The organism is Rhizobium atlanticum (assembly GCF_030182485.1).
Lineage (GTDB): Bacteria > Pseudomonadota > Alphaproteobacteria > Rhizobiales > Rhizobiaceae > Rhizobium.
This window is the reverse complement of sequence record NZ_JAQJCJ010000020.1, coordinates 87,142-101,479: the sequence shown is the minus strand read 5'-3', so window position 1 is coordinate 101,479 and position 14,338 is coordinate 87,142. Positions and strand designations below refer to the sequence as shown.

The 14,338-nt window shown below is 61.1% G+C and carries 12 protein-coding genes; 7 read left to right on the top strand and 5 right to left on the bottom strand.

The features are described 5' to 3' along the window. Positions 1 to 141: 141 nt before the first annotated feature. The 3 genes from PH551_RS25795 to PH551_RS25785 are packed head-to-tail and all read right to left on the bottom strand — an operon-like array spanning position 142 to position 984. Positions 142 to 381 carry a hypothetical protein gene (locus PH551_RS25795; protein ID WP_085780936.1) on the bottom strand — a complete coding sequence of 80 codons (240 nt, stop codon included), beginning with the start codon at positions 379 to 381 and terminating at the stop codon, positions 142 to 144. A 9-nt stretch (positions 382 to 390) separates the two neighbouring features. Beyond that, entirely contained in the window at positions 391 to 648 is a 258-nt protein-coding gene (locus PH551_RS25790; RefSeq protein WP_183704548.1) for a hypothetical protein, read from the bottom strand. Continuing rightward, a complete protein-coding gene (locus PH551_RS25785) occupies positions 649 to 984 on the bottom strand; it encodes a helix-turn-helix domain-containing protein (protein WP_285195551.1) in 336 nt (111 codons plus the stop codon). It abuts the gene before it with no gap. Between the two features lie 180 nt (positions 985 to 1,164). On the opposite strand from PH551_RS25785, the gene PH551_RS25780 reads away from it, so the two are divergent. Next, positions 1,165 to 2,226: a class I SAM-dependent methyltransferase gene (locus PH551_RS25780; RefSeq protein ID WP_285195550.1), complete on the top strand. Its 1,062-nt coding sequence runs from the start codon at positions 1,165 to 1,167 to the stop codon at positions 2,224 to 2,226. A 43-nt stretch (positions 2,227 to 2,269) separates the two neighbouring features. Here the strand turns inward: PH551_RS25780 and PH551_RS25775 are convergent, their stop codons facing one another. Continuing rightward, positions 2,270 to 3,790 carry a mechanosensitive ion channel family protein gene (locus tag PH551_RS25775; protein WP_285195549.1) on the bottom strand — a complete coding sequence of 507 codons (1,521 nt, stop codon included), beginning with the start codon at positions 3,788 to 3,790 and terminating at the stop codon, positions 2,270 to 2,272. Positions 3,791 to 4,026: 236 nt separating this feature from the next. Further along, positions 4,027 to 4,869 (bottom strand): AraC family transcriptional regulator, encoded by an 843-nt coding sequence (locus tag PH551_RS25770; protein ID WP_085781270.1) that lies wholly within the window; start codon positions 4,867 to 4,869, stop codon positions 4,027 to 4,029. Between the two features lie 245 nt (positions 4,870 to 5,114). Between PH551_RS25770 and melA (PH551_RS25765) the strand changes: the two genes are divergently transcribed. The 6 genes from melA (PH551_RS25765) to melA (PH551_RS25740) all read left to right on the top strand — a co-directional run bounded on the left by melA (PH551_RS25765) (position 5,115) and on the right by melA (PH551_RS25740) (position 14,172). After that, a complete protein-coding gene (gene melA, locus PH551_RS25765; protein WP_085781269.1) occupies positions 5,115 to 6,581 on the top strand; it encodes an alpha-glucosidase/alpha-galactosidase in 1,467 nt (488 codons plus the stop codon). 126 nt (positions 6,582 to 6,707) lie between these two features. Beyond that, the gene (locus PH551_RS25760; protein WP_285195548.1) at positions 6,708 to 8,795 is read left to right on the top strand and encodes an ABC transporter substrate-binding protein; all 2,088 of its coding nucleotides are present in this window, start codon (positions 6,708 to 6,710) and stop codon (positions 8,793 to 8,795) included. 160 nt (positions 8,796 to 8,955) lie between these two features. Then, the gene (locus PH551_RS25755) at positions 8,956 to 9,963 is read left to right on the top strand and encodes an ABC transporter permease (RefSeq protein ID WP_285195547.1); all 1,008 of its coding nucleotides are present in this window, start codon (positions 8,956 to 8,958) and stop codon (positions 9,961 to 9,963) included. Position 9,964: 1 nt separating this feature from the next. Further along, positions 9,965 to 11,101, top strand: coding sequence for an ABC transporter permease (locus PH551_RS25750; RefSeq protein ID WP_285195546.1), 1,137 nt, complete (start codon positions 9,965 to 9,967; stop codon positions 11,099 to 11,101). Positions 11,102 to 11,111: 10 nt separating this feature from the next. Then, positions 11,112 to 12,779: an ABC transporter ATP-binding protein gene (locus tag PH551_RS25745; protein WP_285195545.1), complete on the top strand. Its 1,668-nt coding sequence runs from the start codon at positions 11,112 to 11,114 to the stop codon at positions 12,777 to 12,779. Between the two features lie 22 nt (positions 12,780 to 12,801). Then, positions 12,802 to 14,172 (top strand): alpha-glucosidase/alpha-galactosidase, encoded by a 1,371-nt coding sequence (gene melA / locus PH551_RS25740; RefSeq protein ID WP_285195544.1) that lies wholly within the window; start codon positions 12,802 to 12,804, stop codon positions 14,170 to 14,172. Positions 14,173 to 14,338: the final 166 nt, after the last annotated feature.

Sequence of the window (14,338 nt, the reverse complement as noted above, 5' to 3'; positions counted from 1 at the left end):
GACCTCTCCCTCCCGAAGCTGGATAAGCCATTATGCATAAGGCTCACAATCGTCATTGGTCCTACGCCGTCGAGTAACGGCGTAATTGCGCCAGTCCGGATCGGGGCTGAGGTTATTCCAGATAGAGCTCGCCTGCCCGGATCACGGCGCTGCAATTGCGTTGAGCCGGTCGATGTCTCCGAGCACTATATCGTCGGAAACCGGCTCGCGATTGTGCAGGCGGAACCATTCGGCCGCTTCGCGCACGCGGTCCCCGTGCGGCGGGGGATAGGCGCCCAGCCGAAGGACCCATTCCCGCACGGTCTCGCGCTCCATCCGGCCGGCCCGGTATCGGTCGCAGACGGTTTTCGCCGAGGCGACGAGATCATTGATACTCTTCACGGCCGGCCCTCAATGCACGGAAGGTTCGTCGTCGAGAAAGGAGCGGATGCCGTCCCGCGCCACGACCGCGAGGAATTCGTCGAAAGCTTCGCGGTCCGTCGCGAACGGCTCGTCCCACTGGATCAGGTCCTCTGCCTGGGTGACGACTTCCATCGTCCAGTCTTCATTGCTGCCGGCGGCTCGAAAGATATCGACGAGCACCGTAACCCCGTCTTCGGTAAATTCCCCCGCCAATTCGGAGTGCTCAAGCTTCTGTTTCTTTGCCATTCAACCGCCAGCGCCGGGAGGGGCGTCGTTTTTGAGATGCTCTTCGTATTGGACCGTCTCGGTCTCGTCAGTGTCTATAGAAGCCGATGCCGGTCTTGCCAAGCGAACGCCCGCGCCGCCACCATTCTCCGGGATGAAAAGAACGCCCGCTGCCTCCAAACTCTCCTTCAGGTCCCGCAGGGTCTGCTCGTCAGGGGAAAGCTTCCCGGCTTCGAAACGGGCAATCGTCGCCTTAGGGATTTTCGCGGCTGAAGATAGATCGTCCTCAGACCACGCGATAAGAGCTCGTGCCGCGCGGCACTGAGATGCGGATAGAGAAAAGTCATCAATTGGCATTGGTACACGGATGGTTGGACTCGGTCAGCACTATGAGAGATGTGAGCGCCGGCGAAGAAAGCAAGCGAATGTGCTGATACGGATCGAACCCGCTACCCTATTGGGCGATAGGAGGGTTGATTGACTGAATATCACCAAGGCCTAATTTAAGCCCTCTTATCACGCGCCGGGGAGGTTGCAATGCGTGAGCCGGACATGCAGAAACTCGATGCTCTTGTCGGTCGTCTTGTTGGCGACGTCGGCGCCGCCGTGTCGGGCGCCTTGGTCGTGCTCGGTGACAAAGTCGGAATCTTCAAGGCGATGGCCGATGGGACGCCTTTGAGCGTCGAGCAGCTTGCCGCGAAAACGGGGGTGAAGGAGCGCTACCTCAGGGAATGGCTCAGCGCCCAGGCGGCGGCGGAATATGTCAGCTATGATGAAAAATCGGATCGTTTCAGCCTGACGCCGGAACAGGCGATGGTGTTCGCCGAGGAAAACAGCCCCGCCTTCTTCGTGGGCGCTTTCGAGGTTGTGCAATCCATGTGGATGGACGAGCCGAAAGTCGCCGATGCCTTCCGCACTGGAAAGGGTCTCGGCTGGCATGAACACAGCACCTGCCTATTCCGCGGAACCGAACGGTTCTTTCGCCCGGGCTACAACAGCCATCTGGTGAATGAATGGATTCCGGCTCTTGCCGGGATGGAGGAAAAGCTGAAGGCGGGCGCCAGCGTCGCCGATGTCGGCTGCGGTCACGGCGCCTCGACCATCCTGATGGCGCAGGCCTATCCCGCCTCGCGGTTCACCGGCTTCGATTATCACGGCCCGTCGATCGAAAGGGCAAAGGCCGCCGCCAAAGAGGCTGGCGTCGCCGATCGCGTGACGTTCGAGCAGGGCAAGGCGGCCGAATTTCCGGGGCGCGGTTATGATATGGTCGCCATGTTCGACTGCCTCCACGACATGGGCGATCCGGTCGGCGCCGGGCGGCATGTCAAGGAAACGCTTGCGCCGAATGGGACATGGCTCATCGTCGAACCCTTCGCCCATGATCACCTGAAGGACAATCTCAATCCGGTGGGCCGCGTCTATTATGGGGCGTCGACGATGATCTGCACACCGGCATCGCTCTCCCAGGAGGTGGGGCTAGGGCTCGGCGCTCAGGCCGGAGAAATGAGGCTTCGAAAGGTTGCACTCGACGCCGGCTTCACGCATTTCCGCCGTGCAACCGAAACGCCGTTCAACATGGTGTTCGAGGTGCGGGCGTAAGGCGCATCAGTCGTGTTTCAGCGCATGGCAGTGGCACTGACTGCTATTGCGGCACCTGGAACAGGTGGCGGATTCGCATCAGCAGCGAAGTCATCGAGCTGCCGTTCAGTGTTGCGCCTTCGGTCACGAAGGAATGCTGGCCGGTCTCGATGCGGTGGGTCAGGGTGGCGGCAAGCTCCTCGGCGATGCCGGGCCTGTCGTGCAGCAACGGTGTCAGACTGGTCTGTGCAATTTCGTAAATGACCACGAAGGTGAGGGCGCGCAGGCTTGCCGCTTCGCCGGCGCCAATCAGCAGTCCGCTCTCGCCGAAATAGTCGCCCGGTGCCAATCGTCCGACTTCGATTTCCTTTTGGCCTTCCTTGCGTGTCGCGATGACGGCGCCGCTGCGCACGATCATCAGCGAAGCGACCGTATCCCCCTGTTCGATCAGAATCGCATCCTTCTTGAAGGTCCGCCGCGTCATCGAGGCGGCCAGCGTCTCCTTCTCGTCCTCCGTCAACGAGGCAAACAGGGGGATGGCATCGAGAAGCTTGAGCGGCGTCGGACGATGCTGCCCTGCCATTTCTTCCGGCTGCACCCGGTCGGACGGCGGGCCTGCGGCATCGATCGGCCGCGCCAGGGTGAGGCCGGCCGCCTTGATGTGGCGGTAGATAAGATCGAATATCTCATTCTTCGCCAGCCCGGCGTGGCCAATATCCCTGACGCCAAAAGAAAGCTCCACCTCCACCGCATCGGCATTGAGCGACTTGACCTGCACGCCGGGCTTTGGTTCCGTCAGGATAGAGCCGCTGCTCAAAAGCACGGTGCGCATCGCCTCGACGATCGTCGATGGCCCCGCAGTCGGTACGACGCGGACCGTCAGCATGACGCCGTGGCTGCGGTCGGGGCTGCTGAGGTTGGTCAGCCCCACCTTGGCAAGGAAGCTGTTGGGCAGGATGACGAGATCGTTCGTGCCGTTCAGGAGATGCGTGGAACGCCAGTTGGTTTCGACGACACGCCCTTCGACGCCATCGTTGAGGACGATCCAATCACCGATTGTGTAAGGCCGGCCGAGATTGAGGGCGATGCCGGAAAAGACGTCGTTCAGCGTGCTCTGCAGTGCCAGGCCGAGGATGATGGCGAAGACGCCCGAGGTGGCGATCAGCGTTCCGACGGGAAAGCTGAAGACATAGGCCACCACGGAAAGGATCGCGCCGAGATAGATCAGGCCGATGACCAGATCCTGAACGAGGCGTCCCTCCCGTGGTTGACGTTCGAAGATCAGGAAGACACGAACGAAGGCGATCAACGCCCACGCGGCGTTGATCCACCAGACCACCTTGGCAATCCCGATGAAGACACGTTCGAAGGCGGAGGACGATGTCGGGCTCACCTCGTAGGGCACGATATCGTGATAGAGGAGGAGGATGGTCAGCGCCGCGAAGAAGAACACCTGACCGGCCAGCTTCCAGCTCGGGAAGGGGCGAAGGGCAACTCGGGTAACCATCGCGCCGACCACGGCAACCGCTCCCACCTGGACGATGGGATCGGAAAGCGCCTCGGACCATGTGGGATTTTCAAGCATCGAAATCAACTCGCGAGAGAAGGCTGAGTGTAGCCAGAACCGCTGTGGCAAGGACCGGGCGAAGAACCCCCGTCGCTGTCATCGAATAATCCCTGAGAATATTCCATTTCCTCGCAGCGTCCGCCGGGCAGGGCGAGCCAGAGGTCCGGAAAAGCAACATCGCCGTTCGTTCAGGCGATGTCAAACCGCCACCTGGCAATGGATTTCGCGTTGCGCCTTTCGGGTGGTCAGCCGTTTCAGCGAAGCTTGCCGATGCTGGCATACATGCCGGTCGTGCGGAATTCAGTGGGATTGGTGCCGTAGACGCGGCGGAAGACTTTGGAGAAATAATTGGCGTCCTCGAAGCCGCACATGATGGCGACTTCCTTGACCGGCAGGAAATCCGCCTTGGTCAGAAGCTTGACGGCGCGCTGCAGCCGCTGCTGCAGCACGAATTCGGCCGGCGGCATGCCTTCGCTCTCGGCGAAGCTGCGGGAAAAATGCGCGCGGCTGAGGCCGACGATGCCGGCGAGTTCGCTGACCGGTAGCGGCTTGTCGAGATTGGCGTTGATATGGTCGATCACCGGCTGCATGAGGCTGAGTTCAGCGGCAACAGCCGCCGAGTTGAAGACATCGTCATAGAGCGCCATCGCCGCTTCATAAGCGATCGCCGACGCTGCTCCCGCCGACGTCGCGCCCTTGACCAGACGCAGGCTGCAATCGGCGAGATGATCGACGGTCGAGGGCTGCAGCTTCAAGACCGGACCGGCTGTGGAAAGCACCAGCTTGTGGATGCGCAGCGTTTCCTCGCCGTTCATCGAAATCCAGAAATATTCCCAGCGCTCGCCCTTCTCCAGCCAATAGCGGTGATTGTGGGGGACGAGCACGAGCAGCGTATCGCCGCCTTGGAGGCGGTAATTGCGGTTCTGGTAGCGCAGCCGGCCGGTGCCGCTGATCGTGTGCTGCAGCACGGTGAAGGGCGTCTGGCCGCGCCGGCGGCCGTCCCAGTCGTAGGTCTCGTTCTCACGCACTTCATAGCCGGCGCTGGTCGGCATGGCGTGCAATCGCTGCCGGCCGCGGGGCAGCGAAACCGTCCTCATCGCCTGTCCGTTGGCAATCAAATCCTGCAGCACAAAATTACCCCTGAAAGCATAATCCTTCTCTGGTCGCCCTGCCGATTTCGGGCATAATCCCGCTCGAACAAGAAAGAGAAGACCACGGCCGATAGAGCGGCCGGGAGGAAAACAGGCAGTTTTGCGGCTTTTTCAACCACATGCGCCAGCATGCGGCCTGATCCTCCATGGCCATCTTTTCTCTAGCATTCGATCAGTCCGAGGTGAAGATCATGAGTTTCAAAATCGCTATCATCGGTGCGGGCAGCGTCGGTTTCACCAAAAAGCTGTTTACCGACATATTGTGCGTTCCCGAGTTTCGCGACATCGAATTCGCGCTGACCGATATCAGCGAACATAACCTCGAGATGATCAAGGCGATCCTCGACCGGGTCGTGGAGGCGAACGGGCTGCCGACCAGGGTGACGGCGACGACCGATCGGCGCAAGGCGCTGGAAGGCGCGCGTTATGTCATCAGCTGCGTCAGGGTCGGCGGGCTCGAAGCCTATGCCGACGATATCAGAATCCCGCTGAAATACGGCATCGACCAGTGTGTCGGCGATACGATCTGCGCCGGCGGCATCCTTTACGGCCAGCGCAACATCCCGGTCATTCTCGACTTCTGCAAGGATATAAGAGAGGTCGCCGAGCCGGGCGCGAAGTTCCTCAACTACGCCAACCCGATGGCGATGAACACCTGGGCGGCGATCGAATACGGCAAGGTCGACACCGTCGGTCTCTGCCATGGCGTCCAGCACGGCGCCGAACAGATCGCCGAGGTGCTCGGCGCCAAGTCGGTGCGCGAGCTTGATTACATCTGCTCCGGCATCAACCACCAGACCTGGTTCATTGATCTGCGCCTCAACGGCCGCAAGATCGGCAAGGACGAGCTGGTCGCCGCCTTCGAGGCGCATCCCGTCTATTCGCAGCAGGAGAAATTGCGCATCGACGTGCTGAAGCGCTTCGGCGTCTATTCCACCGAAAGTAACGGCCACCTTTCCGAATATCTGCCCTGGTACCGCAAGCGGCCGGAGGAAATCACCCGCTGGATCGACATGTCCGACTGGATCCACGGCGAGACCGGCGGATACCTCCGGCACTCGACGGAAACGCGCAACTGGTTCGAGACGGAATTCCCGCAATTCCTCGAATCGGCGTCGAAGCCGATCGATCCCGCCAAACGCTCGAACGAACATGCCAGCCACATTCTGGAGGGGCTGGAAACGAACCGGGTCTATCGCGGCCATTTCAACGTCAAGAACAACGGTGTGATCACCAATCTGCCGTCCGATGCGATCATTGAATCGCCAGGCTTCGTCGATCGCTTCGGCATCAACATGGTTTCGGGCGTCACCCTGCCGGAAGCCTGTGCGGCCACCTGCATCGCTTCGATCAACGTTCAGCGCATGTCGGTGCATGCGGCGATTTCGGGCGATATCGACCTCTTGAAGCTTGCCGTGCTGCACGATCCGCTTGTCGGCGCCGTCTCCACACCCGAGGAGGTCTGGCAGATGGTCGATGAAATGGTCGTTGCTCAGGCTCGCTGGCTGCCGCAATATGCCGATGCCGTTCCGGCCGCCAAGGAGAGGCTGTCGAAATCGAAGGTGCAGACCCGCGACTGGGCGGGGGCCGCACGCCGCAACGTCCGCTCGATCGAGGAGCTGCGCGCGGAAAAGGCGGCGCTGAAACACGCCGTCTGACTTTTTCGTGGAAGATGGGTTGTCATGGATTTCCGGGAGGGAAATCCATGACACAAGGCCTGCTTCCACGCTGTTCGAGGAGAATGGAGCCGGCTGCCCCCGCGCTCCGAAACAGAGGGAGAAACGATGATGAATTTCCGCAAAGCAGGCATTCTGGCCGGACTGACGCTTGGCGTTTCGGTCTTGGCGCTGCATGCCCATGCGTCCGAACCAACCGTCCCGCCGGTGCCGCCGGACTTTCCGGCCGAAGGCAAGATCAACTATGTCGCGCGCGACTCCATCCTGGAGTTCAAGGCGCTGCCCGAATATCACGAGCCCGATTGGGTAACGAAGAATTTCGTCTCCGGCGGCAAGCTGCCGCCGGTCAAGGACCGTCTGCCGAAGGAGCCGCTGGTCTTCAAGACGGGCAATATGCCCGACGGCATCGGTGTTTACGGCGATACGATGCGCCACGTCATCGGCGGCCGGCCGGAAGGCTGGAACTACGGGGCCGGCCAGACCCAGGGCTGGGGCGGCATCGATATCGGCCTTTCTGAATGCCTGACGCGCACCGCGCCGCTCTTCCAGGTGAAGGCCCAGGATACGGAGCCGCTGCCGAATCTTGCCAAGAGCTGGGACTGGTCGGAGGACGGCCATAAGCTGACCATGCATCTGATCGAGGGCGCCAAGTGGTCCGACGGCGCGCCGTTCAATGCCGACGACATCATGTTCTACTGGGACGACGAAGTAGTCGATCCGAACGTCTCGCCGCTTGGCGGCGGCGCCTCGCCTGAGGCCTTCGGTGTCGGCACGACCCTGAAGAAGATCGACGACTACACCGTCGAATGGACCTTCAAGGAAGCCTTCCCCAAGCAATACCTTTACACGATGTCCTACCCGAACTTCTGCCCGGGTCCGTCGCATATCCTTAAACCTCAGCATCCGAAATATTCGAAGAACACCTACGACCAGTTCAAGAACGCCTTCCCGCCTGAGTTCATGAACATGCCTGTGATGGGCGCCTGGGTGCCGGTGGAATATCGCCCCGACGACATCATCGTGCTCCGCCGCAACCCCTATTACTGGAAGGTCGACGAGAAGGGCAACCAGCTACCCTACCTCAACGAGCTGCACTACAAGCTCTCGACCTGGGCTGATCGCGATGTTCAGGCCGTGGCCGGATCTGCCGATATCTCCAACCTCGAGCAGCCGGAAAACTTCGTCGCTTCGCTGAAGCGCGCCGCAGAAAAGACCGCGCCCGCCCGGCTTGCCTTCGGGCCGCGCCTGATCGGCTATAACCTGCGCATGAACTTCTCCGCCAATGGCTGGGGCAATCCGGACGAGCGCGGCCAGGCGATCCGCGAATTGAACCGCAACGAGGACTTCCGTAAGGCGGTCACCATGGCGCTCGACCGCAAGGCGATCGGCGACTCGCTGGTCAAGGGACCGTTCACGGCCATTTATCCGGGTGGGCTTTCCTCCGGCACCAGCTTCTACGACCGCAACTCCACGGTCTACTATCCCTTTGATCTCAAGGGCGCCAAGGCTGAACTCGCCAAAGCGGGCCTGAAGGATACCGACGGCGACGGCATTGTGAACTTCCCGGCCGGCACGGCCGGCGGCAAGGATGTCGAAATCGTCATGCTCGTCAACAACGACTACACAACCGACAAGAGCCTTGCCGAAGGTGTGGTCGGCCAGATGGAGAAGCTCGGGCTGAAGGTCATCCTCAACGGCCTCGACGGTGCCAAGCGTGACGAAGCCCACTATGGCGGCCGCTTCGATTGGCTGATCCAGCGCAACACGACCGAATTGTCGTCGGTGGTGCAGAATACCGAGCAGCTTGCCCCGGTCGGCCCGCGCACCAGCTGGCACCATCGCGCCGGCAAGGAGGACCAGCTCGATCTGATGCCCTTCGAAAAGGAAATGGTCGATGTCGTCAACAAGTTCACGACCAGCCAGAACAATGACGAGCGCGTCGACCTGATGAAGCAGTATCAGAAGATCTCGACCGAGCACGTCAACACCGTCGGTCTGACGGAATATCCGGGCGCGCTGATCATCAACAAGCGCTTCTCGAACGTCCCGCAGGGCACGCCGATCTTCATGTTCAACTGGGCTGAAGACTCGATCATCCGCGAACGCCTGTGGGTGGCCTCCGACAAGCAGGGCAAATACGAGCTGTTCCCCGAGCAGCTGCCCGGCAAACCCGGCGACAAGGGTCCGATCAACTGATGCATGAAACAAATACGCGTCGCATCTTGATGCGACGCGCTGGAGTTACCTCCCAGCTGAAAATGAGATTCAGGCCGCGCGTGGCGCGCGGCCTGATATGACCAACAAAGCCGGCCGCGCCGACAAGGAGCGACTGGCGGCAAGGTAAGCGAACCGTCCGATGTTACGATTCCTGCTCGTGCGCATAGCCTCCGCGGTCCCTGTTCTTTTCATCCTGAGCGTGGTGACTTTCGCGATCATCCAGGCCCCGCCCGGCGATTATGCCGATTATATAAGATCCCAGCTGATCAATCAGGGCGGCGCATCTTACGCCCAAGCCGAAGCCCAGGCGCAGGCCTACCGGGTCGAACACGGCCTCGATAAGCCGCTGGTCGTCCAATACGTCAACTGGATCGGCGGTATCGTCACACGCGGCGATTTCGGCTACAGCATGTTCTACAACAAGCCGGTCGCCGATGTCGTCGGCGAGCGTCTGCCGCGGACCTTGCTGCTGGCGCTCGTCTGCCACATCTTCGCATCCGTGCTCGGCATCGGCTTCGGCATCTGGGCAGCGACGCGGCAATATAGCTGGATCGACAGCACGCTATCGGCGATTTCTTTCCTCGGCATGACGGTGCCGCGCTTCCTGATGGCGCTGATCATCGTCTATCTCCTGGTCTTCCAGTTCAACGTGTCCGAAATCGGCAGCTTCTTCTCGCCGCAATATGGCGGGGCGCCCTGGTCCTGGGCGAAATTCGTCGACCTCGTCCACCATGTCTGGCCGGTCGTTGCGATCGCCACCTTCGGCGGGCTCGCCTACAATATGCGCGTCATGCGCGGCAATCTGCTCGACACGCTGAATGCGCAATATGTCGAGACGGCCAAGGCCAAGGGGCTTACCGGCGGGGCGGTGGTGATGCGCCATGCGGTGCCGAACGCCCTGCATCCGCTCGTCATGTACCAGGGTGTCGTTCTGCCCTACATGCTGACCGGCGAGATCGAAACGGCGATCATCTTCGCGCTGCCGACCGTCGGTCCGGCGATCGTTGGCTCGATGGCGGTCGGCGACGTCTATGTCACGGCGACCTTCATGATGGTTCTGTCGGCAACGCTGATCGTCGGCAATATCATCGCCGACATGCTGCTCGCTCTGCTTGATCCGCGCGTGCGCCAGTTCGGAGGAGCCTGAGATGCTTGCTTTCGATTCATCCGAGACCCCACCGACAACCGAACCCGCAATCAAGAAGCCCTCGCATGGCAGCGAAAGTTACCTGGCGCTCGTCTGGCGCCGGCTGCGGCGCTCCTGGACCGGCATGGCCGGGCTGGTGCTCGTCGGGCTCTTGCTCCTCATGGCAGTCTTTGCAGATTTTTTCGCGCCAATGGATCCCAAGGCAACCGATGTCGGCTTTGCGCCGCCGCAGGTGATGAGCTTTCACGATAAGAACGGAAATTTCGTCTTCCAGCCGCGCGTCTATGCGCTGTCGGATTCCGAGGAGCTCGACCCTGTCACCTTCCAGCCGATCGTCGGTATGGACTACGACAATCCGCGGCTGCTCGGTTTCTTCGTCAAGGGCGCGGAGTACAAGCTGTTTGGCCTCATTGCGGCCGACCGGCACTTCTTCGGCTCGACCGACGGCCAGCCGGTGCATTTCCTCGGCACTGACAAGTTCGGCCGGGATGTGCTGTCGCGTGCCATCATCGGCTCGCGGATCTCTCTGATGATCGCGCTGACCGTGGTCTTCATCGTCACGCTCATCGGCACGACCGTCGGCATGGTGTCGGGCTATTTCGGCGGCACCTTCGATGTCTGGCTGCAGCGCTTCGTCGAACTGGTCCTCGCCTTCCCGCAACTGCCGCTCTATCTGGCGCTGACCTCGCTGATCCCGGTGACCGCGCCGACCAATGTATTCCTCGCCTTCGTTATCGTCGTGATGTCGGCGCTCGGCTGGGCGCAGATGTCGCGCGAGGTGCGCGGCAAAACCCTGGCGCTTGCCCGGATCGACTACGTCCGGGCGGCAATGGCGGTCGGCGCCACCGACCGGCGCATCATCATCCAGCATATTCTGCCCAACGTATTGAGCCACGTCATCGTCGCGGTGACGCTCGCCATACCGAGCGTCGTACTGTTGGAATCCTTCCTCGGTTTCCTCGGGTTCGCCGTTAAGCCCCCGCTGATTTCCTGGGGGCTGATGCTGCAGGACACGGCGACCTACTCGGTCATCGGTTCCTATCCCTGGATTCTCTCCCCCGTCGGCTTCGTGCTCGTCACCGTCTTCGCCTTCAATGCGCTCGGTGACGGACTGCGCGACGCTGTCGATCCCTATTGAGGTGATTGATATGGCTCTTGCACTGGTCAATTCCTTCGCCCCGCTCATCCGCCATGACCATGACGGCCGCTCGGAAACGCCGATCATCGATGCGCGCAACGTGGCGGTGAATTTCAAGGTCGAGGGCGGCATGGTTGAAGCCGTCAAGGACGTCTCCTTCCAGCTTTATCGCGGCGAGACGATCGCCATCGTCGGCGAATCCGGCTCCGGCAAATCGGTGACGGCGCGTACGGTGATGGGGCTCCTGTCGAAACGCGCCGTCGTCTCCGATAATTCGACGGTCTCCTATGACGGCAGCAACATCCTGAAGTTTTCCGAGCGGGCGCGCCGCAAGCTGCGTGGCGACCGCATCTCGATGATCTTCCAGGAACCGATGAGCTCGCTGAACCCGATCTATACGATCGGCAGCCAGATCGTCGAGGCGATCCGAGTCCACCGCCGGGTGAGCAAGAGGGATGCGGAAAAACGCGCGCTCGAACTGCTCGAACATGTGCAGATCCCCGACCCGGGCGCGCGGCTGAAACAATATCCGCATCAGCTTTCCGGCGGCCAGCGCCAGCGCGTGATGATCGCCATGGCGCTCGCCAACGATCCCGACGTCTTGATCGCCGACGAGCCGACGACGGCGCTTGACGTCACCGTGCAGGCGCAGATCCTCAACCTGATCCGCAGCCTCCAGAAAGAGCTGGGGATGGCGGTCATCCTCATCACTCACGATCTGACGGTGGTTCGGCAGTTCTCCGACTACGTCTACGTCATGCAGCATGGCGAGGTACGCGAGCACAATGTGACCGAGGCGCTGTTCGCCAAACCGCAGCACCCCTATACCAAGCATCTGCTCGCCTCCGAGCCGCGTGGGCAGGCCAATCCGCTGCCGGAGGGCTCCGACATCATCCTCGATGCCAAGGGCGTGCGGGTCGGCTTCATGCTGCGCCACGGCACCTTCCTGAAACCGGAGATGCGTGAGCTCGTCGCCGTCGACAGCCTGAGCCTGACGCTGCGCCGCCACGAAACCCTCGGTCTCGTCGGCGAATCCGGCTCCGGCAAGACAACCTTTGGCCAGGCGATCTTGCGGCTGAACACGCCGCAGGCCGGCGAGATTCATTTCGATCGCCAGCCGATCCACGGGCTTTCCAGGGCCGAGATGCGGCCCTTCCGTGCCCGCATGCAGGTGGTGTTCCAAGACCCGTTTTCCTCGCTCAACCCGCGCATGACGATCGGCCAGATCATCGAGGAAGGCCTTGTCGTTAACCGGCTCGGCGCCACGAGGGCCGAACGGCAGGATCGGGTGCGCGAGGCGCTTATTGCCGCCGGCATGCCCGGCAATATCCTGTCGCGTTTTCCGCATGAATTTTCCGGCGGTCAGCGCCAGCGCATCGCGATTGCCCGCGCCATTGCGCTGGAGCCGGAATTCATCCTGCTCGACGAGCCGACTTCCGCACTCGATCTGTCCGTCCAGGCGCAGATCATCGAACTGTTGCGCAAGCTGCAGGACGAGCGCGGCTTGAGCTACCTCTTCATCTCCCACGACCTCAAGGTCGTCCGCGCTCTGTGCCATCGCGTCATCGTCATGCAGCACGGCAGGATCATGGAAGAGGGACCCGTCAACGAAGTTCTCACCAATCCCAAGACCGCTTACACCGAACGGCTCGTCAAGGCCGCTTTCGAGGTAGCATGATTATCGAATGCCGGAGGCTATAATGGCAGGAAATCCCAAAATCACCTTCATCGGAGCAGGCTCCACCGTCTTCATGAAGAACATCATCGGCGACGTGCTTCAGCGTCCGGCGCTCTCGGGCGCGACAATTGCGCTGATGGATCTCAATCCGCAGCGGCTGGAAGAAAGCTCGATCGTCGTCAACAAGCTGATCTCGACGCTCGGGGTCAAGGCCAAGGCCGAGACCTATTCCGATCAGCGAAAGGCGCTTTCAGGCGCCGATTTCGTCGTCGTCGCCTTCCAGATCGGCGGCTACGAGCCCTGCACCGTTACCGATTTCGAAGTGCCGAAGAAATACGGGCTGCGCCAGACGATTGCCGACACGCTCGGCGTCGGCGGCATCATGCGGGGCTTGCGCACCGTGCCGCATCTCTGGAAGGTCTGCGAGGACATGCTCGCCGTCTGCCCCGAGGCGATCATGCTGCAATATGTCAACCCGATGGCGATCAACACCTGGGCGATATCGGAGAAATACCCGACGATCCGTCAGGTCGGCCTCTGCCATTCGGTGCAGGGCACGGCGATGGAGCTGGCGCACGACCTCGACATTCCCTACGAGGAAATCCGCTATCGCGCCGCCGGCATCAACCACATGGCCTTCTATCTCAAATTCGAGCATCGCCAGGCCGACGGCTCCTACCGCAACCTCTATCCCGATCTCTTGCGCGCCTATCGCGAGGGCAGGGCGCCGAAGCCAGGCTGGAATCCGCGCTGCCCGAACAAGGTGCGCTACGAGATGCTGACCAGGCTTGGCTATTTCGTCACCGAAAGCTCGGAGCACTTCGCCGAATACACGCCTTATTTCATCAAGGAAGGCCGCGAGGACCTGATCGAGAAATTCGGCATTCCGCTCGATGAATATCCGAAACGCTGCATCGAGCAGATCGAGCGCTGGAAGGGCCAGGCGGAAGCCTATCGCACGGCCGACAAGATCGAGGTGACGCCGTCGAAGGAATATGCCTCCTCGATCATCAACTCGGTCTGGACCGGCGAACCCTCGGTCATCTACGGCAATCTCCGCAACAATGGCTGCATTACCTCGCTGCCGGAAAATTGCGCCGCCGAAGTGCCCTGCCTCGTCGACGCCTCCGGCATCCAGCCGACCTTCATCGGCGACCTGCCACCGCAGCTGACGGCGCTGATGCGCACCAATATCAACGTCCAGGAACTGACAGTGCAGGCGCTGATGACGGAAAATCGCGAGCATATCTACCACGCCGCGATGATGGATCCGCACACTGCGGCCGAGCTCGACCTCGACCAGATCTGGTCGCTGGTCGACGACCTGCTCGCCGCTCACGGCGACTGGCTGCCCGAATGGGCGCGCACGAACCGTAAAGTCCAGGCTGCCTGATCCCCTCTCCCGGGTGAGGCGTCGAGAAGCCCCGCGGTCGCAACAGCCGCGGGGTTTTTACGTAAAAATCCTGTAATGGACGCGAGCGGCCTCCTATGAGTAAGTATTGATCTCGATCGGCAGCTGATTTTTCAAGATTAAGCGTAAAAATTAAGGTCATGATATC

Coding starts and splice junctions, on each gene's coding strand:
- PH551_RS25790 (WP_183704548.1), bottom strand. CDS start 648: ATGGCAAAGAAACAGAAGCTTGAGCACTCCGAATTGGCGGGGGAATTT.
- PH551_RS25785 (WP_285195551.1), bottom strand. CDS start 984: ATGCCAATTGATGACTTTTCTCTATCCGCATCTCAGTGCCGCGCGGCA.
- PH551_RS25770 (WP_085781270.1), bottom strand. CDS start 4,869: ATGAGGACGGTTTCGCTGCCCCGCGGCCGGCAGCGATTGCACGCCATG.
- PH551_RS25750 (WP_285195546.1), top strand. CDS start 9,965: ATGCTTGCTTTCGATTCATCCGAGACCCCACCGACAACCGAACCCGCA.
- PH551_RS25755 (WP_285195547.1), top strand. CDS start 8,956: ATGTTACGATTCCTGCTCGTGCGCATAGCCTCCGCGGTCCCTGTTCTT.
- melA (WP_085781269.1), top strand. CDS start 5,115: ATGAGTTTCAAAATCGCTATCATCGGTGCGGGCAGCGTCGGTTTCACC.
- PH551_RS25760 (WP_285195548.1), top strand. CDS start 6,708: ATGATGAATTTCCGCAAAGCAGGCATTCTGGCCGGACTGACGCTTGGC.
- PH551_RS25775 (WP_285195549.1), bottom strand. CDS start 3,790: ATGCTTGAAAATCCCACATGGTCCGAGGCGCTTTCCGATCCCATCGTC.
- melA (WP_285195544.1), top strand. CDS start 12,802: ATGGCAGGAAATCCCAAAATCACCTTCATCGGAGCAGGCTCCACCGTC.
- PH551_RS25780 (WP_285195550.1), top strand. CDS start 1,165: ATGCGTGAGCCGGACATGCAGAAACTCGATGCTCTTGTCGGTCGTCTT.
- PH551_RS25745 (WP_285195545.1), top strand. CDS start 11,112: ATGGCTCTTGCACTGGTCAATTCCTTCGCCCCGCTCATCCGCCATGAC.